This window comes from Marinobacter sp. ATCH36, assembly GCF_023555055.1.
GTDB lineage: Bacteria > Pseudomonadota > Gammaproteobacteria > Pseudomonadales > Oleiphilaceae > Marinobacter.
In genome coordinates, this window is the sequence record NZ_JAMJPL010000006.1 from 205,902 (window position 1) to 224,142 (window position 18,241).

At 56.9% G+C, this 18,241-nt stretch carries 18 protein-coding genes; 11 read left to right on the forward strand and 7 right to left on the reverse strand.

Features of this window, described 5'->3' with window-relative positions; translation table 11 throughout:
• Nucleotides 1–17: 17 nt before the first annotated feature.
• Nucleotides 18–353 (forward strand): DUF2782 domain-containing protein, encoded by a 336-nt coding sequence (locus M8010_RS16900; RefSeq protein ID WP_250093908.1) that lies wholly within the window; start codon nucleotides 18–20, stop codon nucleotides 351–353.
• Between the two features lie 176 nt (nucleotides 354–529).
• Nucleotides 530–952: a hypothetical protein gene (locus tag M8010_RS16905; RefSeq protein ID WP_250093880.1), complete on the forward strand. Its 423-nt coding sequence runs from the start codon at nucleotides 530–532 to the stop codon at nucleotides 950–952.
• A gap of 92 nt (nucleotides 953–1,044) precedes the next feature.
• Here the strand turns inward: M8010_RS16905 and M8010_RS16910 are convergent, their stop codons facing one another.
• Both M8010_RS16910 and pyrE read right to left on the reverse strand, forming a co-directional pair.
• Nucleotides 1,045–1,692 (reverse strand): DUF4124 domain-containing protein, encoded by a 648-nt coding sequence (locus M8010_RS16910; RefSeq protein ID WP_284048172.1) that lies wholly within the window; start codon nucleotides 1,690–1,692, stop codon nucleotides 1,045–1,047.
• A gap of 82 nt (nucleotides 1,693–1,774) precedes the next feature.
• Entirely contained in the window at nucleotides 1,775–2,413 is a 639-nt protein-coding gene (gene pyrE, locus M8010_RS16915; RefSeq protein ID WP_250093882.1) for an orotate phosphoribosyltransferase, read from the reverse strand.
• Nucleotides 2,414–2,494: 81 nt separating this feature from the next.
• On the opposite strand from pyrE, the gene M8010_RS16920 reads away from it, so the two are divergent.
• Complete coding sequence (locus M8010_RS16920; protein ID WP_250093883.1) at nucleotides 2,495–3,301, forward strand: exodeoxyribonuclease III; 807 nt, start codon at nucleotides 2,495–2,497, stop codon at nucleotides 3,299–3,301.
• An 82-nt stretch (nucleotides 3,302–3,383) separates the two neighbouring features.
• Here the strand turns inward: M8010_RS16920 and rph are convergent, their stop codons facing one another.
• Complete coding sequence (gene rph / locus M8010_RS16925) at nucleotides 3,384–4,097, reverse strand: ribonuclease PH (RefSeq protein ID WP_250093884.1); 714 nt, start codon at nucleotides 4,095–4,097, stop codon at nucleotides 3,384–3,386.
• A gap of 164 nt (nucleotides 4,098–4,261) precedes the next feature.
• Here rph and M8010_RS16930 point away from each other — a divergent pair, with 164 nt between their 5' ends.
• The 5 genes from M8010_RS16930 to ridA all read left to right on the forward strand — a co-directional run bounded on the left by M8010_RS16930 (nucleotide 4,262) and on the right by ridA (nucleotide 8,985).
• On the forward strand, nucleotides 4,262–5,128 hold the full coding sequence (locus M8010_RS16930; protein WP_250093885.1) for a YicC/YloC family endoribonuclease: 867 nt from the start codon (nucleotides 4,262–4,264) through the stop codon (nucleotides 5,126–5,128).
• A 119-nt stretch (nucleotides 5,129–5,247) separates the two neighbouring features.
• Nucleotides 5,248–5,877 carry a guanylate kinase gene (gene gmk / locus M8010_RS16935; protein ID WP_250093887.1) on the forward strand — a complete coding sequence of 210 codons (630 nt, stop codon included), beginning with the start codon at nucleotides 5,248–5,250 and terminating at the stop codon, nucleotides 5,875–5,877.
• 91 nt (nucleotides 5,878–5,968) lie between these two features.
• Entirely contained in the window at nucleotides 5,969–6,181 is a 213-nt protein-coding gene (rpoZ, locus tag M8010_RS16940) for a DNA-directed RNA polymerase subunit omega (RefSeq protein ID WP_036203173.1), read from the forward strand.
• Between the two features lie 165 nt (nucleotides 6,182–6,346).
• Complete coding sequence (locus tag M8010_RS16945) at nucleotides 6,347–8,494, forward strand: RelA/SpoT family protein (RefSeq protein WP_250093909.1); 2,148 nt, start codon at nucleotides 6,347–6,349, stop codon at nucleotides 8,492–8,494.
• 104 nt (nucleotides 8,495–8,598) lie between these two features.
• Nucleotides 8,599–8,985: a deaminase RidA gene (ridA, locus tag M8010_RS16950; protein ID WP_250093888.1), complete on the forward strand. Its 387-nt coding sequence runs from the start codon at nucleotides 8,599–8,601 to the stop codon at nucleotides 8,983–8,985.
• Between the two features lie 48 nt (nucleotides 8,986–9,033).
• On the opposite strand, the gene M8010_RS16955 is transcribed toward ridA, so the two are convergent.
• Nucleotides 9,034–9,903, reverse strand: a complete 870-nt coding sequence (locus tag M8010_RS16955) for an NAD-dependent epimerase/dehydratase family protein (protein ID WP_250093889.1) — start codon at nucleotides 9,901–9,903, stop codon at nucleotides 9,034–9,036.
• Nucleotides 9,904–9,992: 89 nt separating this feature from the next.
• Between M8010_RS16955 and M8010_RS16960 the strand changes: the two genes are divergently transcribed.
• From M8010_RS16960 to M8010_RS16970, 3 genes are all read left to right on the forward strand, one after another.
• Nucleotides 9,993–10,952, forward strand: coding sequence for a hydrogen peroxide-inducible genes activator (locus M8010_RS16960; RefSeq protein WP_250093890.1), 960 nt, complete (start codon nucleotides 9,993–9,995; stop codon nucleotides 10,950–10,952).
• Nucleotides 10,953–10,960: 8 nt separating this feature from the next.
• On the forward strand, nucleotides 10,961–13,036 hold the full coding sequence (recG, locus tag M8010_RS16965; RefSeq protein ID WP_250093892.1) for an ATP-dependent DNA helicase RecG: 2,076 nt from the start codon (nucleotides 10,961–10,963) through the stop codon (nucleotides 13,034–13,036).
• A gap of 131 nt (nucleotides 13,037–13,167) precedes the next feature.
• Nucleotides 13,168–14,532 (forward strand): HDOD domain-containing protein, encoded by a 1,365-nt coding sequence (locus M8010_RS16970; protein ID WP_250093893.1) that lies wholly within the window; start codon nucleotides 13,168–13,170, stop codon nucleotides 14,530–14,532.
• A gap of 316 nt (nucleotides 14,533–14,848) precedes the next feature.
• Here M8010_RS16970 and M8010_RS16975 read toward each other — a convergent pair whose 3' ends face one another.
• The 3 genes from M8010_RS16975 to M8010_RS16985 all read right to left on the reverse strand — a co-directional run bounded on the left by M8010_RS16975 (nucleotide 14,849) and on the right by M8010_RS16985 (nucleotide 18,097).
• The gene (locus tag M8010_RS16975; RefSeq protein WP_250093895.1) at nucleotides 14,849–15,304 is read right to left on the reverse strand and encodes a DUF2489 domain-containing protein; all 456 of its coding nucleotides are present in this window, start codon (nucleotides 15,302–15,304) and stop codon (nucleotides 14,849–14,851) included.
• A 20-nt stretch (nucleotides 15,305–15,324) separates the two neighbouring features.
• Nucleotides 15,325–17,619 (reverse strand): molybdopterin-dependent oxidoreductase, encoded by a 2,295-nt coding sequence (locus tag M8010_RS16980; protein WP_250093897.1) that lies wholly within the window; start codon nucleotides 17,617–17,619, stop codon nucleotides 15,325–15,327.
• Between the two features lie 283 nt (nucleotides 17,620–17,902).
• The gene (locus tag M8010_RS16985; protein WP_250093898.1) at nucleotides 17,903–18,097 is read right to left on the reverse strand and encodes a hypothetical protein; all 195 of its coding nucleotides are present in this window, start codon (nucleotides 18,095–18,097) and stop codon (nucleotides 17,903–17,905) included.
• Nucleotides 18,098–18,241 lie beyond the last annotated feature (144 nt).

The window sequence follows — 18,241 nt, forward strand, 5'->3', positions numbered from 1 at the left end:
GGAAGAGTAACATGAAAATGAAACGTATCGCGTGCTCGGGTCTTGTTTTGAGTGTGTTGGCGGCGCCGGTGATGGCACAGGAAGGCATGGATGACAGTGACGTTGTCCAGACGCCTCAGGAGCCCCTGGTGGTATCTGACTACCAGCCATCTGCCGACGGCCCCCAGATCGTGATCCGCCCCGGTGATGATGAAGTGTTCTATGAGTACCGGGTGAACGGCCAGCTGATGGAGATCAAGGTGGTGCCGGAAGTGGGGCCGGAGTATTACCTTGTGCCCGCGGACGGTGGCGGATGGATTCGCGAGAATGAAACCGACATGCTGGTGCCAAGCTGGGTTATTTTCAGCTGGTAATCGTTCAGGTCAGGTCAACGTGGACCACGTCGGAACGAAAGATTTCCGGGTTTAGTATGAACATTCTAATTTTAGCCCGTAGCATCTCCCATGTGATCACAAGTCGGCACAGATTCGCTGGCCGCCACGATGCAACCTTTTAACGTTATGCATCCACAAAACCAAGGAGATCCATCATGGGTAAACTCAAGAGCTATCAGGAACAACTTCAGGAAATCGTAGAGAAAGGCATTAACGCTGCAGAAGAGCAGCAGAAAAAGCTGTCTTCCAAGCCTTTTGAATACGCTGAAAAGCTGGAATCAGAAGCACGCGAGTACAGCGTAAAGAACTTGCGTACCCGTTATTACGGCTACAGCGAAAGCCTGTTTGACCAGCTGCGCAGCCTGAACAGCCGTGTCGGTAGCTTTGCCGCCGATCTGGTCTCCAAGCTCGAGAAAGAAGCGGCTGAAGGTGCAGATGTCGTTGCCGACGCAGCGGACGAAGTGACCAGCGTTGCCCAGTCAACCAAGGCCACTGCCCAGGCCAAGAAGCCGGCTGCACGCAAAACTACAGCCCGCAAGAGCACCAGCACAGCCAAGGACACTTCCGCCACTGCCTGATTCGCAGCCGGAAGTCTGGTAAACAAAAAAGGTCGCCCTTCGAGGTGACCTTTTTTGTGTTTGTGTTTGTGTTCCACTTGGCAGCCTGGCTGCTATTTCTCAGCCTCGTCTGGATCCAACGGTACCGTTCGTTCCTTGCCCGTTATTTCCTCAAGCCGTTCGATATCCTTTTCGAACTCTTCCCTCAAAGCCTTTATGTCGGCATTTTGCGAGTTGATTTCCCGTTCGATATCCCGAATCTGGGCTTCCAGTCGCCGAATCTTCTCAAGTGTTGACTCCGGAATGTCGCGGCCGGAGCGTTCAAGGTCTGCTGCCCGGCTCTGCTCGCTGTCCAACTGGCTGTCGATGACGGAAATGTTGCCCCGCTTGAGCTGGTTCAGTCCCTGAAGTTCGCGGATTTTTCTGTGCATTGCACGCACCGCTTCATCCGGGTGACTGAAACGTTCAAGAAGCTTTTTGTCCAGCCCCCGCTGTCGTGCCTCTTCGGCCTTGCGCTGTTCTTCAGCTTCTCTGGCGGCAATTTCCTCTTCCGTGGGCTCGGGGTCAATGGTTTCAATCACGCGACCGTTTTTACTGAGGATGTCGTAGCCCCGCCTGGAAGCCTCCCGGGGAATGGTGTTGCTGATAACAACCTGGCCGTTCTCATCCGTGTAACGGTACATCCTGGCTTCCGCAATTGTGGCAACCATTAGTGTGGCCACAGCAGATACAGCGATTGAAAACCTGGTCAGACGGTTCATGATGAAGAACTGGCGCTCCGCTAAATACGAATTGTGTCAGCAGGAAGCATAACAAAAGCTGGAAGATAAACCATGCTCGGTTTCAGACACCGTACTCGTCCCGGTATGCGGCGACTTTTTGAGCATGTTCGTCGAAACCGGGCCGGCTTTTCAGGTAATCAAGCACCTGGTCGAGTGTGATGATGCTGATAACCGGAATGCCGAATTCTTTTTTGACTTCCTGTATTGCCGAGAGTTTGCCCGCGCCGCGTTCCTGGCGATCAAGTGCAATCAAAACCCCGGCGGGCGTGGCACCTGCGGCGCGAATAATTTCGATGGACTCGCGAATGGCAGTGCCAGCGGTGATAACATCGTCAATAATCAGCACATTACCCTGCAGGGGCGTACCGACGATATTGCCACCTTCACCGTGGTCTTTCTTCTCTTTGCGATTGAAGGCAAAGGATTTGTTCTCGCCATTTGCGGCCAGGGCCATGGCAGTCACGGTCGCCAACGGTATGCCCTTATAGGCAGGCCCGAAAATAATGTCATAATCCAGCCCGCTGCGTTGAAGCGCGGCGGCATAAGCCTTGCTTAACTCAAGCAGATCTTCCCCGGTATTGAACAACCCTGCGTTGAAAAAGTAGGGGCTGGTGCGGCCGGATTTGAGCGTGAACTCGCCGAAGCGAAGAACATTACGGCGAATGGCAAATTCAATAAAATTTTGCTGATAGTCGTGCATGACAGGGCTTCTGGCGGGTGTGGATCTTTAATTAACGCGTAAAACCGGTATCATACACACAAACCGAATCAGGGAACACGTATGCGGGTAGTAACAATCAGCGTCAACGGCCTCGCTCAGGCAGTTGAAAAAGGTTTCTTTGAATGGCTGGCCAGGCAAGATGCTGACGTGGTCTGCGTTCAGGACCACCGCATGCGGGCCTATGAGATCGAGGATTACAACCTGATCCCGGAGGGCTACGAAGGCTATTTCATTGATGGCGAACACAATGAGGACGGCGGCGTGGGTATCTATACCCGGCATTTCCCCAAAGCCATCATGTACGGTTTCGCCAATGAGCAGGCGGACCGCGAGGGCCGGTTTATCCAGGCAGACTTTGACAAGGTGTCCGTTGCCTGCGTTCTTTCACCCTGCGCTCTTGGCCGTGAAGAAGAACTTATTGGTGAAGACGACCTGACGGTTCTTGATCACAAGGACGACTTCATGGATGCCTTTGGCCTCCACATGCAGAAAACCCTGCGCAAACGCCGCCAGTTCATCTTCTGCGCCAACCTGCAGACAGCCCACCACGTAACCGATGCCAGCCCGCTCTATCACAAACTGGACTTCTCCGGTTTTCTGCCCCATGAAAGGGCATGGTTAGACCGCCTGTTTGATGAAATGGGGTGTGTTGATGCGTTTCGGGATATCAACAAGCAGAGTAACCAGTTTACCTGGTGGCCAGAGCAGGCCGAGGGCTCACGCAAGAATGCGGGTATTCGGGTCGACTACCAGTTACTGACACCGGGTATCCGCAAGACCATCCGCGATGGCTGGATCGATGACAGCACCCGTTTTTCCGATCACGCGCCGGTGATTATGGATTACGATATCGAAATTGGTTTGTAAATTATGGAGTTAGCGGTCTCGGGAAGATGGTCCGGGAAGGCCCATCTTCCCAAGCCCGCCCAGACCTTGAAGCTAACGGCTACTAAGCTAAAGCCGCCTTCTGAGCCTCAAACAACTGCGAAATCCCCAGCTTGGCCAGCTTTAGCATACCGTCCAGTTCTTCCTGCTCAAACGGCGCGCCTTCGGCGGTTCCCTGAATCTCGATAAAGCCACCCTTGTCGGTCATGATCACATTCATGTCCGTTTCGGCTTCGGAGTCCTCCGGGTAATCCAGGTCCAGCACCGGCGTGCCCTTGTAAACACCGACAGAAAATGCAGCCACCATCTGTTTCAGCGGCGATTCCTTCAGCCGGCCTTCTTTCACCAGATGATTCAGCGCATCAACCAATGCCACACAGCCACCGGTAATGGCCGCGGTGCGGGTGCCACCGTCCGCCTGGATGACATCGCAGTCGATAGTGATCGAGTGCTCACCCAGTGCGCTCAGATCGACGGCGGCGCGCAGGGAGCGGCCAATCAGGCGCTGGATTTCCACGGTGCGGCCACCCTGTTTGCCCCGGGCGGCTTCACGGCCCATGCGACTGCCGGTGGAGCGTGGAAGCATGCCATATTCCGCAGTAATCCAGCCTTTGCCTTCGCCGCGCAGAAACGGTGGAACCTTGTTCTCAATAGAGGCGGTGCAGATCACCTTGGTGTCGCCAAACTCCACCAGCACGGAACCTTCGGCGTGGCGGGTATAGTGGCGTGTGATGCGAATATCTCGGGATTGTTCCGGCGTTCTTCCGCTCGGTCTCATAGTCATTCCTGGTATCTGTAGTGAGTGTCCGGGACTTTAGCCCCGGTCGATTGCAATATCGAAAGATTGCGGAGTATAACACGCAGCCAGGGTCGTCTGTTCGATGTTCGGGCAGTCACCCTGCTAGACTGATAGCTCGGCTTCTTTCCAAACGTGGAGTCACCATGATCAGAAGTATGACGGCCTTTGCCCGCCAGGATACCCAGGAAGATTGGGGAACGCTGACCTGTGAGATTCGTACGGTCAACCACCGTTATCTGGAACCGTCTTTTCGATTGCCAGAAGCACTCCGCGAACTGGAGAACAGCTTTCGCGAACAACTGCGTAAACAACTGCGGCGAGGTAAGGTGGATGTGGCCATGCGCCTGCAGACCACTGAAGCCACCGCTCAAGGGTTTGAGATCGACGAGGATGTGGCCCATGCCGTGAATGAGGCGGCTAATTACATCAACAAGATGCTGGATAATCCGGCTCACATCAGTGCCCTGGACATTCTCAGGTGGCCGGGCGTGCTGGCCTCCGCCGAGCAGGATTACGGTCCGGCCCGCAAGGCGGCAGGGGAGCTTTTTGAGCGCACGGTGAGCGAGCTGGTGACGGTGAGGGAACGGGAAGGAGAACGCTTACGCCCACTTTTTGAAGACAGGCTGGCCACAATGGACAACCTTGTTTCTGAGGTGCGAGAGCTCATGCCCGAATTGATTCGCGCCCAGGAAGAGCACCTGAAAAGCCGCTTCGAGCAGGCAAAGGTCGAGATTGATCCGGACCGCATTGCCCAGGAAATGGTGATGCTGGCCCAGAAAAGTGACGTCGCCGAAGAGTTGGACCGTCTGGACGCCCATATCACCGAAGTGTCAGAAACCCTCCAGGGTGATGACGCCATCGGGCGTCGGCTGGATTTCCTGATGCAGGAACTCAATCGCGAGGCCAACACCCTCAGCAGCAAAAGTATCGATGCCCGGGTGACCAGGGCTGCCGTTGATCTGAAGGTGCTCATCGAGCAGATGCGGGAGCAGGTGCAGAACATAGAGTAACGTGAGTTGGGTGCAGGGGCTGCGCAAACGCCGTATAATTCCGCCTCCATTTTTATTGTGTTGGTTGCGTGGTCCCGCGCCAGCTCAAATACCAGTCAAGCTCCGGAGTTGTCTGCGCCATGAGCCAGGAATCAGAACAAGGCACGCTGTATGTAATTTCCGCCCCGTCGGGCGCCGGCAAAACCAGCCTGGTGGCGGGAATGTTGGAGCAGGATGGCAAACTTGGCGTTTCCGTGTCTCATACAACCCGCCCCATGCGTGATGGAGAGCAGAACGGCGTCAACTACCATTTTGTCAGCCGTGATGATTTTGAGGCGATGATCACTCGTGGCGAGTTTCTGGAGCACGCCGATGTTTTCGGGAATTACTACGGCACATCCCAGGTCTGGGTGAAACAGACCCTCGCCAGAGGGCAGGATGTGATTCTCGAAATCGACTGGCAGGGGGCCGAGCAAATTCGCAGGCTGATGCCGGGGTGCGTAAGTATTTTCATCGTGCCGCCATCGCCGGAGGCGCTGGAAGAGCGGCTCACAGGCCGCGGTACTGATGCACCTGAAGTGGTTGAGCGGCGCCTGAAAGAGGCATCCGATGAATGCAGTCATGCCCTGGAGTTTGATTTTCTGGTGGTTAACGACAACTTCGATATCGCTCTCGAGGATTTGTTGTCGATCGTCCGGAGCCAGCGGTTGCGAATGCAGGTCCAGCAGGTCAGGCACTCCGGTTTACTGACGAGACTGTCAGCCGGTTGATCCGGTGCTTTACCTGTATACAAATTGAACCAGTCAGACTAAACTACTCGGTCTGCTCAAATCAGTCATTTTTGCTATTGTCGGGGAAGTTATGGCACGAGTTACCGTTGAAGATTGCCTTGAACACGTTGATAACCGGTTCCAACTGGTTATGCTGGCCACCAAGCGCGCCCGCCAGATCGCGACCAAGGGCTTTGAGCCTCTGGTTGCCGAAGAGAACGATAAGCCAACCGTTATTGCCCTGCGCGAAATCGCCGAAGGCAAGATCTCTCGTGATCTCCTCACCGAGGATGACGACGAGTAAGGTGCGAAACGGGAATATTTTCTGTTAACCCGTCGAAAGCATTGAAATCTGGTCTTTCGGTTTTATAGTGTATCTATAAGCATTACCGGAAGACCCTCGGAAGGACCCGAATGCATGCATTCGGGTTTTTTTATCCCTGAAAATCAGTATCCCCACGGAGGCGCGGTGTCGGCAGAGGCAACGGTTGATGTGCTGGCCAGTGAGCTCAGCACCTATCTTGATACCAATCGCATCAATCAGGTGCGACGAGCCTACTATTATGCCGAACAGGCCCATGAAGGGCAGATGCGCAAAAGTGGTGACCGTTACATTACCCATCCCCTGGCGGTTGCTCATATCCTCGCTGGCCTGAGGCTGGACCACCAGAGCCTGATGGCGGCCATGCTCCATGATGTCATCGAAGACACCGGTATTCCCAAGGACGCGCTGGCGGAGCAGTTTGGTGAAGATGTGGCCGAACTGGTGGACGGTGTCAGTAAACTGACCCAGATCGAATTCCGCTCACGGGCCGAAGCCCAGGCCGAGAACTTCCAGAAAATGACTCTGGCGATGGCGCGGGATATCCGGGTGATACTGGTCAAGCTGGCGGACCGCCTGCACAACATGCGCACACTGGGCCCCATGCCCTACGAAAAACGTCAGCGCATTGCCAACGAAACCCTCGATATCTACGCACCCATTGCCAACCGCCTGGGCATGCACTCCATCTGTACCGAGCTGGAAGATCTGGGTTTTTCGTCGTTGTACCCGATGCGCTCGAAGTACATATCCAAGGCCGTGGCGAAACTGCGGGGAAGCCACCGGGAAATTATTGACGACATCCGGGGCAAGTTACAGGAGAAGCTGGAAGAGCGTAGCTTGCCGGGGCGGATTCTGGGCCGGGAAAAACACCTGAACAGCATCTACAACAAGATGAAGTTCAAGCAGAAATCCTTCCATGAAATAATGGATGTGTACGCCTTCCGAATCATTACCGACACCGAGGACGACTGCTACCGCATCCTTGGTGCCGTGCACAGCCTCTACAAGCCGCTGCCGGGCCGTTTCAAGGACTATATAGCCATGCCCAAGGCCAATGGCTACCAGTCTTTGCACACCACCCTCTTTGGTATGCACGTGAATATTGAAATCCAGATCCGCACCGAGGAGATGGAGCACATTGCCAATAATGGTATTGCGGCCCACTGGATGTATAAAAACGAGTCTTCCAACGGGCTGAGTGTGAACCAGTCACGGGTAGACCGATGGGTTCAGGGCCTGATGGAAATGCGGGAGCGTGCAGACGACTCACTGGAGTTCATTGAGCACGTGAAGGTGGATCTTTTCCCGGATGAGATCTATGTGTTCACACCCAAGGGCAAAATCATGGAGTTGCCCAGCGGGGCCACGCCGGTGGACTTCGCTTATGCCATTCATACCGACATTGGTAACGCCTGCGTAGCCTGCCGGATCAACCGCAACCTTGGCTCTTTGAGCCAGCCACTGCAAAGCGGGCAGACCGTCGAGATCATTACGGCGCCGGGAGCGCGGCCCAATCCTGCCTGGCTCAGCTTTGTGGTCACCGGTAAGGCCCGCAGCAGTATTCGCCATGTACTCAAAAACCAGAAGCGGGCGGAGTCTCTGGATCTGGGTAAAACCTTGCTCAAGAAGTCTCTCAAAGGCTTCGGAACCAGTCTGTCCAAGATCAGCGAACAGCAGATCCAGGCAGTGGTCAGCCACAACCAGGTAAACAGCTTCGAGGATCTGGTCAGCGACATCGGCCTGGGCAATCGTATGGCCTACCTGGTTGCGCGGCAACTGGTCAGTGGTAGCGCCGAAGGTGAAGCTCCGAATGACGCCTCATCGCCTGACATGGGCAAGGCTGACAACAGTCCTGTCACCATCCGCGGTACTGAAGGCCTGCTGGTTCGCTTTGCCAGTTGCTGCAAACCAATTCCCGGCGATCCGGTAGTGGGAATCATGGATTCCGGAAACGGCATGGTCATCCATTCCGATACCTGCTCCCGTTTACCGGAGGATAATGAGGGCCGGGCGCGCCTTACCCATCTGAAGTGGGCGAAGGACATTGCCAACGAGTTTTCCGTTGAGCTTAGGGTAGAGCTGGAGCGCCAGCGCGGGGTCATCGCGGAGCTGGCCAACGCCGTAGCCATGGCGGACGGCAATATTGAGCGCATCAATGTGGAAGAGCAGAATGCCAGGCTGGGTATTGTCAGCCTGGTGGTGCACGTAAATGGACGCCGGCACCTTGCCAGGTTAATGCGGCGGATCAGGAATATTCGCGCTGTTACCCATATAAATCGGGTAAGGCACTGAAGCAGCTGTCGGGTTAAAAGGCCCGGGGCGCGACTTTCAGCGTGTTGACAGGCTGGTCGCCCAAGGGCGACGATTGGCGTTTTGCAATAGAGGGCCCCAAGCTCATGACCAACAAATCCATAATCCAGACCGAAAATGCGCCCCAGGCCATCGGTACCTACTCCCAGGCTGTCAAAGCCGGTGATACGGTTTACATTTCCGGACAGATTCCGCTGGTGCCGGAGACCATGGAGGTAGTGGCGGGCGACTTCGCCGCCAAGACCCGGCAGGTCTTCGAAAACCTGAAGGCCGTTTGCGAAGCCGCCGGCGGTGAGCTCAAGGACATCGTCAAGGTCAACATTTACATGACGGACCTGAGCAACTTCGCCACGGTAAACGAGATCATGGCTACCTATTTCCAGGAGCCCTATCCGGCGCGTGCCGCTGTAGGCGTGGCGGCCCTGCCTAAGGGAGTTCCTGTGGAAATGGAAGCGGTGATGGTGCTGAGCTGATCTCAGTACCCGCGAATCGGTGAGGCGGCCTGCTGCAGGCCGCCTTTTTCATTTCTGCCGGTCGATCAGTTCCCGGTAACCTGCCCGAAAATCCGGATAACGATAACGGAACCCGGATTCCAGCAATCGTTTGTTGCTGCAGCGTTTGCTCCCTGCGCGGCCACCCTTGCGGGCATCCGGCCCGGGAGCCGCACAGGGAATCTGCTCCCGCACCCAGGCTACGACTTCATCCAGCCTGACGGGTTCGCAGTCGCTGGCAAGGTAGCACTGATCCATGGGTTGTCCTTCCAGCGACCGGTTCACCAGGTGACAAACCGCTGCTACGGCGTCAGCTTCGTGAATCCGGTTGCTGAACGGGGCAGGGGATACAGGATCCATACGGCCGTTTATGACCGCTTCCAGAAATTGCTGGCGCGTAGGCCCGTAAATGCCGCTGAAACGTATAGTAGTGGCGGGATTGCCACTGTCCAGAGCGGTGCGCTCGCCTTCGAGGACCATCTGGCCACTGAAGCGGGCAGGTTCGGTCGGGCTGGTTTCGTCAACCCAGGAGTCGTCATTCTGGGAATACACACTGCTGCTGCTGATAAAAAACAGGCGATTCAATGATTGCGTGCCGAGGGCGGTCATCAGATTCTCAAGGCCGCGGACGTAGGCATTACGATAGCCCTCTTCGTCGTAACTGGAGGGCGTCAGGCAATAGATCACGACATCAAGATTATCTGGTAGCACCGACTGAACCTGTGCCGGGTCCAGCAGGTCGCCACCCAGGGCATGAACCCCTTGCGGAATCCGGGCGGGATTGCGACGTAAACCGAATACCTCTGCCTGCCGGGACAGCGATTCTGCAACAGCGCCACCGAGTTTGCCGCATCCGGCGACCAGTATGCGTGGTGTTTGCTTGTGTTCGGTGATTGCCATAGGCAATATCAATCCTTATGCTTTGTCTAATAAATTAACAGGGCGCTTCATGGCGCCATGAGCTGGATGACATCTGACCGGAGCCCACCATGACTCTCACCGAGTTAAGATACGTTGTTACCCTCGCACGGGAAAGGCATTTTGGCCGCGCCGCCGAGCGTTGTCACGTCAGCCAGCCTACCCTGAGTGTGGCGGTCAAGAAGCTGGAAGACGAACTGGGTATTCCCCTGTTTGAACGCAGCAAGAGCAGCATTCGTGTCACCGAAACCGGCAAGCGGATTATTGAGCAGTCGCAGCGGGTGCTGGACCAGGTGGGTGTTATCCGCGACATGGCGCAGGATGGCAAGAACCAGCTCAATGCACCGTTGAAAGTCGGGGCCATTTACACCATCGGGCCCTACCTGTTTCCGCATTTGTTGCCTGAACTGCGCCGTGCTGCACCGGACATGCCTCTTTACATTGAGGAAAACTACACGGCTACCCTACGCCAGAAACTGCGCCAGTCAGATCTGGATGCGATTATCATCGCCCTGCCTTTCGAGGAGCCGGAAGTGGTGACGCTTCCGCTCTACGACGAGCCCTTTGTGGTCCTTCTGCCCGGAGACCATCACCTGACCAAGCGGGAAAGCCTGACGGCCGAGGAACTGGCCCAGGAACAGTTGCTTCTGCTCGGTCCCGGCCACTGCTTCCGTGACCAGGTTTTGGAGTCTTGCCCGCCACTGGTGGATGCGGTTACCCGCAACCCCAACGCCAAGGCTCCGTCACTGGTTACCGAGGGCAGTTCCCTGGAAACCATTCGCCATATGGTGGCTTCTGGTCTGGGTATCACGGTACTGCCGCTTTCCGCTGCAACCGCCATGCAATACGACGAGAGTATTCTGGCGGTTCGGCCTTTTACGGCACCGGTACCCTTCCGAACGGTAGCGCTGGCCTGGCGGGTAACCTTTCCGCGTCCCAAGGCGATTGACGTGTTGTCGTTGGCAGCCAGCCAGTGCCGGGTCATCGAAAAAGCGAAGATTGAAACCCCGGCCGCTGCCGCAACCGCCTGAGCCAGGATATGACGTCACTGGAAGACATCCCGGTCACCACACTGAAAGGCGTCGGTGGTGCCTTGGCAGAAAAGCTTGCGAAGCTGGGTATCCAGTCGCTTCAGGACTTGCTGTTTCATCTGCCACACCGATATGAGGATCGCACCCGGATTATTCCCATGGGTAACCTGCGCATCGGCGACGTGGGGGTGGTGGAAGGTGAAGTGATGAAGGCCGACCTGGTAATGGGGCGGCGACGCAGTCTGCAGGTAACTCTGAAAGATAGCAGTGGTTTTCTGGTCATGCGGTTCTTCCACTTCAATGCTGCCCAGAAGAACCAGTTAACGGAGGGCGCGCGGGTCCGGTGCTTCGGCGAGGTAAGGCCTGGCCGTGCGGGTTACGAATTCTATCACCCGGAATATCAGGTCAATCCCCCGCCTATGCCTGCCCCCGGTGAAGCGACGCTGACGCCGGTTTATCCCCTCACCGAAGGCATCCAGCAGCCGCGGGTGCGCAGCCTGTGCCAACAGGCATTGGGCTACCTCAAACGCTACCCGATCCGCGAATGGCTTCCGGCGGAATTGCTGGCAAGCTATCAGTTGCCCGGCATCACCGAGGCGGTAGGGTTGGTGCATTCTCCGCCGGCCAGTGCGCCGGTGCATTTGCTGGTGGAGGGGCGACATCCGGCCCAGCAGCGACTGGTGATGGAGGAGTTGCTCGCCCATCAGCTCAGCCTGTTGCAGGTTCGCCAGCAAGTTCAGGCCAGGGAAGCCCTGCCACTGCTCCCAACGGGTGATCTGCCAGAGCGTTTTCTTGACCTGCTTCCCTTCAGCCTCACCGGTGCCCAGCGCCAGGTGATGAGTGAGATCCGTCAGGATCTGAGCCAGCCGGTTCCCATGTTGCGACTGGTTCAGGGGGATGTCGGGTCCGGTAAAACCGTGGTAGCCGCACTGGCTGCGCTGCAGACAATTGGTGCCGGCGCCCAGGTCGCTCTGATGGCGCCTACAGAAATACTGGCTGAACAGCATTACCAGAACTTTCGAGGCTGGCTGGAACCTCTGGGTATCCGCGTGGCGTGGCTGTCCGGGAAGATCAAGGGCAGGGCGCGTAAGGAGGCACTGGAGGACATCGACAGTGGCAATGCTTCGGTGGTTATTGGCACCCACGCTCTGTTCCAGGAAGACGTTGCCTTCAGCCGGTTGGCGCTGGTGATTGTGGATGAGCAGCACCGTTTTGGGGTACATCAGCGCCTGGCTCTGCGTGAGAAAGGCGTTGGTGGCACCATGGCACCACACCAGCTGATCATGACAGCGACCCCGATCCCCCGCACTCTGGCCATGAGTGCCTATGCGGATCTGGACACCTCGGTGATTGACGAATTACCCCCTGGCCGCAAACCCATTGAAACCATAGCCATTCCCGACAGTCGCCGTGATGATGTGACCGATCGGGTACGGAAAGCCTGCAAGGAAGGCCGTCAGGCGTACTGGGTGTGTACGCTGATAGAGGAGTCCGAGGCGTTACAGTGCCAGGCCGCAGAGGTGACGGCCCAGGAACTGGCTGAGCGTCTGCCGGACCTGAAGGTCGGGCTTGTGCATGGCCGTCTGAAGGCTGCGGAAAAGGCGTCCGTGATGGAGCAGTTCAAGAACGGTGAGCTGGACCTGCTGGTGGCCACCACGGTGATCGAAGTGGGCGTTGATGTACCCAACGCCTCGTTGATTATTATCGAGAACCCGGAGCGTCTTGGCCTTGCTCAATTGCACCAGCTTCGGGGTCGGGTAGGCCGCGGCGAAGAGGCCAGTTTTTGTGTGCTGATGTACCACCCGCCCCTGTCGCTCAATGGCAAGGCGCGGCTGCAGGCGTTGCGAGATAGTCAGAATGGCTTTGTAATCGCCGAGAAAGACCTAGAGATTCGGGGCCCCGGCGAGGTTCTGGGCACCCGTCAGACCGGCATGATGCAGTTTCGCCTGGCGGATTTCGAGCGGGACAAAGGCTGGATTGAGCCAGTGCGTGAAATGGCACCGGGGCTGATGAAGCAGCCTGCCCTGGTGCATGGCCTTATCCGCCGCTGGCTTGGTGAGCGAATTCGCTACGGCGACGTATAACCGCTGCGCTGGTTCGCGCCAAAAACTTGCAGAAACTAGGCTGAAGTCAAAGTCGGGTTGTTGTTTGTACCCTATACTGGACGATAACCAGTGTGCCCGACGCGGTACCGTCAACATTTTGGGAGAGACTTATGGAGCTACCTGTCGCAGTCCGGCAGGCACTGGGTGACTCGGCAGCCGGTGTTTCCCTGCGTGATGTAAGTCAGGCCAGGGATAACGAATTGTTGCGTATGGTGTTGCTCAGCGACGACCAGGGAAATCTCCAGGCCATCTGTCGGCAGGGGGATCTGCTTGATATCAATGCCCTGAATAAAGAGCTCGGTCGTGACCTGCGGGTACTGAAACGGCGGGAGCAGGTTCGTGTACGGGAGCGCTCCGGCCTCGCCGAACTGCCAGCGCTGCCTTCCCTGACCGGATGGCCTTCTGTGGTTGATACCCGGGTGGATGAGCTGGCCTCTGTTGCCATGGTTCTCGGTGACCAGAACCTGTGCATGGTGATGCCCGGTGATGAGTTCAGGGCGATTACCGCTGCCGCTGAGAGACGGGCATTTTCGGTTCCGCGAGACACCATAGCTGTCAACCTGAGCAGCCCTGAACAGGACCGGGATCAGTTGCATTCGGCCATACGGCGATTCACCACTCTGCGTATCCAGCAGCGCCTTGAGGACACTCTCGAATTGCCGCCGCTGCCAGAAACCGCGCAGCGCATCATTCATCTGCGGGTGAACCCTAATGCCGTCATGGGTGATCTGGTGGACGTTGTGGAAAGTGACCCCAGCCTGGCCGCCCAGGTGGTCAGCTGGGCGTCGTCATCGTTCTATGCCGCGGCTGGGCAGGTACGCTCGGTGCATGACGCGGTGTCGCGGATTCTGGGGTTTGACCTGGTCATGAACCTGGCTATGGGGTTGTCGCTGGGGCGCGCCCTGAAGCAGCCCCAGGACCATCCCGAAGGCTACGTCGACTACTGGCAGCAGGCTATCTGGCAGGCCCAGTCGGCCGGTATCCTGGCCAGCATGATGCCCCGCGGTAAACGCCCGATTTTCGGCCTGGCATACCTGTCAGGGCTATTGCATAACTTCGGCTACCTGGTTCTGGCTCAGGTCTTCCCGCCTCACTTCAAGCTGGTCTGCCGGGCCCTGGAAGCCAATCCTCATATGGACTCCTCACTGATCGAGCATTATCTGCTGGGTGTCACCCGCGAGCAGATCGCGGCGGAGTTGATGCAGAACTGGGGAATGCCAGACGAAGTCTGCCTGTCCATTCGTAACCAGAAGAATCCTGGCTATGACGGCCCTCACGCAGTTTACGGAAAGCTGCTATGGCTGGGCCGGCAATTGTTGACCCTGCGCGGTGTGGCTCTTGGGGCTGGGGAAGAAGTGAGCGTGGAATTTTACGAGTCCCTGGGGCTGGACCCACAGAAAGTTGAAGAACAGTTCGACGAACTCGTCGAAAACAGGGACAGCATCATGGCCATGGCGGGCATGATGAGCCAGTAACCGCAAAAAAGCCGGCCCGAAGGCCGGCAAGCTCACCCGCTTGTTGCAGATCAAACCAAACGTGTTCAGGAGAAAACAATCAGAGCCGTTGCTGGGTCAGTAATGGCAACGTTCTGAATTAAACTTAGCCAATCCGGAGGGAAATAAAAGCCGGCCAGGCTGGGGTTTTCTGAACGAGCGCCGTGTCATATATCGGTAACGTCTGAAGAGATTGATTTGTAAAGCTAATCATATTTCCTGGCTTCAGGAGCAATTACAAAACATTACAAAAATGGTTGAAGACCTGCCAGATGACCAGCCAGAAACTGGTCCAGCCCTAGAAGCGATGGTGGCGAATGGCCGTTGCCGCACGCCGAATCGCGTCGGCGTGCTCTTCCTCAACAGCCAGTCTTTCCCGGTCCATCTTCTCCACGAATCGGTTTTCGGTTTCCTGGCGTGTCCGGTGGGTGGGCATGTGCTGAATCAGGTCATGCACTTCCTGGAAGACCCGGAAAGGCGACGTCTCCAGCAATTCCGGGGCGACGTGATCCAGCAGGCCCTTGATACGCAGGCAGGCCTCGGAGTATTCCATCTGGTCTTCTTCCACGGCCATCGCCAAAACCCGAATACTTTCCACCATGCTTTCCCGGCGCTCCTTCTGGAATGCCTCGGATTTGGCCTGTCGTTTTCTGTCGTCCTGCAGGGTGCGGGACTGGCGAATAATAAACGCCACCAGTAAAGCGATAGCCAGCAGGCCGGCAATAATCAGTGTCCATTGAAGCCACTGGGGCATAAAATTCTCCGTTCAGAGGTTCAGGCCATTTTGCGAGTGGGCTCGGCGCGCCAGACTTTCACATTGACCACCTGTCCGTTAAGTACGGATGTACCAACCAGCGGATCTGTTTCCTGGTCGCTGATAACATCATTAATGCTTGCCCCGGCATGAGCAACGGCGACTGACTGCCGGGTACCCTCACGATGATGGCCCCAGCCATGGGGCACCGAGACCACACCCGCCATGATGTCGTCGGTAATTTCCACAGGTAATACTATCTTGCCTGCGGAAGAGGCGACTTCGGCCGAATCACCTGCCTGAAGTCCGCAACGGGCCGCATCCTGAGGATGCATCATCAGGGTACAGCGCTCTTTGCCTTTTACCAACCGCTGGCTGTTGTGCATCCAGGAATTATTGCTGCGAACGTGCCGTCGCCCGATCAGCAGCAAACCGTCGGTGGGCGGAGCTGATAGCAGGGAGTGCAGTCGCTCCAGATCCTGCAGGTAGCGGCGTGGGGCGAGGTTTACCTTGCTGTCCCGGGTGAACAGTCGGCCAGGCATGCAGGGGCGAAGCGGCCCCAGGTCCACTCCGTTGGGCAGTTGTTTCAGGGCACTGATGGAAAGCCCCTTGGGCAGATCCTGCCAGTGCCGGTTCAGCGGGCTGAGCTTAGCAAGGCCGCGCAATGGATGGCGCTCGGGGAGTATGTCCATGACCAGATCAACGGCTGGCTGAACCAACCCACGGGCACGACCAATGTCAGCACCATAGGGCCCCGCCCGCAACATCACGTCGAGAATCGGATCCGGCCCGATCTGCTTGAAAGCGCGCCAGCCCATTTCTGCTCTTACCGGCAGCCTGCCACCTTTGCGTTTTTTCTCGAGACGATGGGCCAGCTCGAGGAGGATCTGCCAGTCGTGGCGGGTGTCCTTGCCGGCATCAAACAGCGCAGGGCTGTACTTGGCGGTGTTACGCACCGCAAACATGCTGAAAATCAGGTCGTAGTGGCTGCGCTCCAGACCTGCTGTTGGTGGCAGTATGACGTCGGCATGGCGAGTGGTTTCGTTGAGGTAATAATCCACCGATACCATGAATTCCAGGCCGCCGAAGGCCTTATCGAGACGGCCACCGTTGGGGCTGGAAAGCACCGGGTTCCCAGCCACGGTCACGAAGGCACGGATCTGGCCATTACCCGGGGTCAGTATCTCATCGGCAATGGTGCTGGAGGGGTATTCACCACCAAACTCAGGTAACTTTTTCACCCGGCTGAAGCGCTTGGCAAAATGGCCCTTCTGGCCGGCCATTCCGCCCAGTGCGATCAGATCAATCGCGGGTTGGGTGAACATCATGCCCCCGGTGCTGTCCAGCTTTCCGGTCAGAATGTTCAGCACATAGGCAAGCCAGGTGGCAACGCCGCCGAAAGCCTGGGTGCTGGTGCCCATGCGGGTATAGAGAGCGGCTCGTTGTGTGCTGGCAAGCTGGCGGGCCAGGTTGCGGATGTCCACGGCCGGCATACCGGTGTGCTCACTCACCGCTTCCGGTGTAAACCCGAGGGATGCCAGCCGCACCAGGTCAACATCCTTGGTCCAGGGTTCCGCATGACCCAGATTAACGAGGTTCTCCTCAAACAGGGTGCGAACCATCGCCATCAGCAAGAGGGCATCTGTGCCCGGGCGGATAAAGTGGAATTTGTCGGCCAGCTTGCCGGTTTCGGTGCGGCGGGGATCCACTACTACCATTTTGCCGCCGCGGGCCTTGAGGGCCTTCAGGCGACCCCGGAAATCCGGCACCGTCATCAGGCTGCCGTTGGAAGCCATGGGGTTGGCGCCGATGCAGATGAAAAGATCGGTGCGGTCAATATCGGGGATGGGAAACAGGATCTGGTGACCGAACATCTCCAGGCTCGCCAGCATATGGGGCAACTGGTCGTTGGAGGTGGCCGAGAAGCGGTTCTGGGTGCCCAGCGCCCGCAGGAATGGCATGGTGGTCACCAGTGTGCCGTGGTTATGCACGTTGGGATTGCCCAGGTAGGCGCCGATGCTGTTGCGGCCGTGTTCTTTGCGTACGCTGTGCAGGCGGTCTGCTACCAGGTCGAAGGCGTCATCCCACTCCATTTCCTGCCAGCCATCGGCTGTGCGTCGTACCGGCTTGCGCAGGCGTTCCGGGTCTTCGTGGAGGTCCTGAAGGGCCACCGCCTTGGGACAGATGTGTCCCAGGCTTAACGGGTCGTTCTCATCACCCTTGATTGAGGCGATATGGCCATCCTTTACCTCAATCGCCACGCCGCACATGGCTTCACACAAATGACAGGTACGGTAGTGGGTGCCGTTTTCCATGGGTCTCTCCGAATAGGTTTTTATTGTCTTGCTCTGAGCACGGCCAAGCGGGGACGGTGTTCCGAAACACGCTGTGAATACATCCCTGTACGCTCGGGCTCCGCCATCCATGGCTCCGCACGGTTTCGGAACACCGTCCCCGCTCGGCCCCGGACTTTGGAGTTAGTTTCAACAGGCAACCAGATTAGCAGGAAATTAAGGCGAGGGGAAAACCGGTTGTTGGCCCATCAGGCCACAAAAAAGGCCAGCCCGAGGGCTGGCCATAAGTAGCGGAGCCTGAAGGTTAGTACTCTGCTGGTATTTCCTTGATTGGGTTGGAGATGAAGTTGAGGTATAGGCCGTTTTCCGGGATGACCAGGGGAATAAAGACGGCACCGTCTTCGTCTGCTGCGGGCTCGTTAAATAAATCCTCGCAAGCCCCGAGATCAAAACCAAGGAAGCCGATCAGGCAGGTGCCCAGGTCGAGGGCTCCGTCCAATACCTCGCTCTCGGTGGTAACTAGTGCCCATCCAGAAACTCATAATTCATTGATTTCTGGTTAATATTATTGATCAGGCATAAAAAAATCCTCTTGGATCTGGTATGTTTTAAGCGCGAACCAAAACCACCAACCCAAGAGGAT

What these genes read in the sequence shown, in the direction of transcription:
- M8010_RS16920 (WP_250093883.1), top strand. Translation starts at nt 2,495, where the DNA reads ATGCGGGTAGTAACAATCAGCGTCAACGGCCTCGCTCAGGCAGTTGAA.
- M8010_RS16970 (WP_250093893.1), top strand. Translation starts at nt 13,168, where the DNA reads ATGGAGCTACCTGTCGCAGTCCGGCAGGCACTGGGTGACTCGGCAGCC.
- pyrE (WP_250093882.1), bottom strand. Translation starts at nt 2,413, where the DNA reads ATGCACGACTATCAGCAAAATTTTATTGAATTTGCCATTCGCCGTAAT.
- M8010_RS16975 (WP_250093895.1), bottom strand. Translation starts at nt 15,304, where the DNA reads ATGCCCCAGTGGCTTCAATGGACACTGATTATTGCCGGCCTGCTGGCT.
- M8010_RS16960 (WP_250093890.1), top strand. Translation starts at nt 9,993, where the DNA reads ATGACTCTCACCGAGTTAAGATACGTTGTTACCCTCGCACGGGAAAGG.
- M8010_RS16955 (WP_250093889.1), bottom strand. Translation starts at nt 9,903, where the DNA reads ATGGCAATCACCGAACACAAGCAAACACCACGCATACTGGTCGCCGGA.
- M8010_RS16980 (WP_250093897.1), bottom strand. Translation starts at nt 17,619, where the DNA reads ATGGAAAACGGCACCCACTACCGTACCTGTCATTTGTGTGAAGCCATG.
- M8010_RS16905 (WP_250093880.1), top strand. Translation starts at nt 530, where the DNA reads ATGGGTAAACTCAAGAGCTATCAGGAACAACTTCAGGAAATCGTAGAG.
- M8010_RS16930 (WP_250093885.1), top strand. Translation starts at nt 4,262, where the DNA reads ATGATCAGAAGTATGACGGCCTTTGCCCGCCAGGATACCCAGGAAGAT.
- ridA (WP_250093888.1), top strand. Translation starts at nt 8,599, where the DNA reads ATGACCAACAAATCCATAATCCAGACCGAAAATGCGCCCCAGGCCATC.
- rpoZ (WP_036203173.1), top strand. Translation starts at nt 5,969, where the DNA reads ATGGCACGAGTTACCGTTGAAGATTGCCTTGAACACGTTGATAACCGG.
- M8010_RS16900 (WP_250093908.1), top strand. Translation starts at nt 18, where the DNA reads ATGAAACGTATCGCGTGCTCGGGTCTTGTTTTGAGTGTGTTGGCGGCG.
- gmk (WP_250093887.1), top strand. Translation starts at nt 5,248, where the DNA reads ATGAGCCAGGAATCAGAACAAGGCACGCTGTATGTAATTTCCGCCCCG.
- recG (WP_250093892.1), top strand. Translation starts at nt 10,961, where the DNA reads ATGACGTCACTGGAAGACATCCCGGTCACCACACTGAAAGGCGTCGGT.
- M8010_RS16910 (WP_284048172.1), bottom strand. Translation starts at nt 1,692, where the DNA reads ATGAACCGTCTGACCAGGTTTTCAATCGCTGTATCTGCTGTGGCCACA.
- rph (WP_250093884.1), bottom strand. Translation starts at nt 4,097, where the DNA reads ATGAGACCGAGCGGAAGAACGCCGGAACAATCCCGAGATATTCGCATC.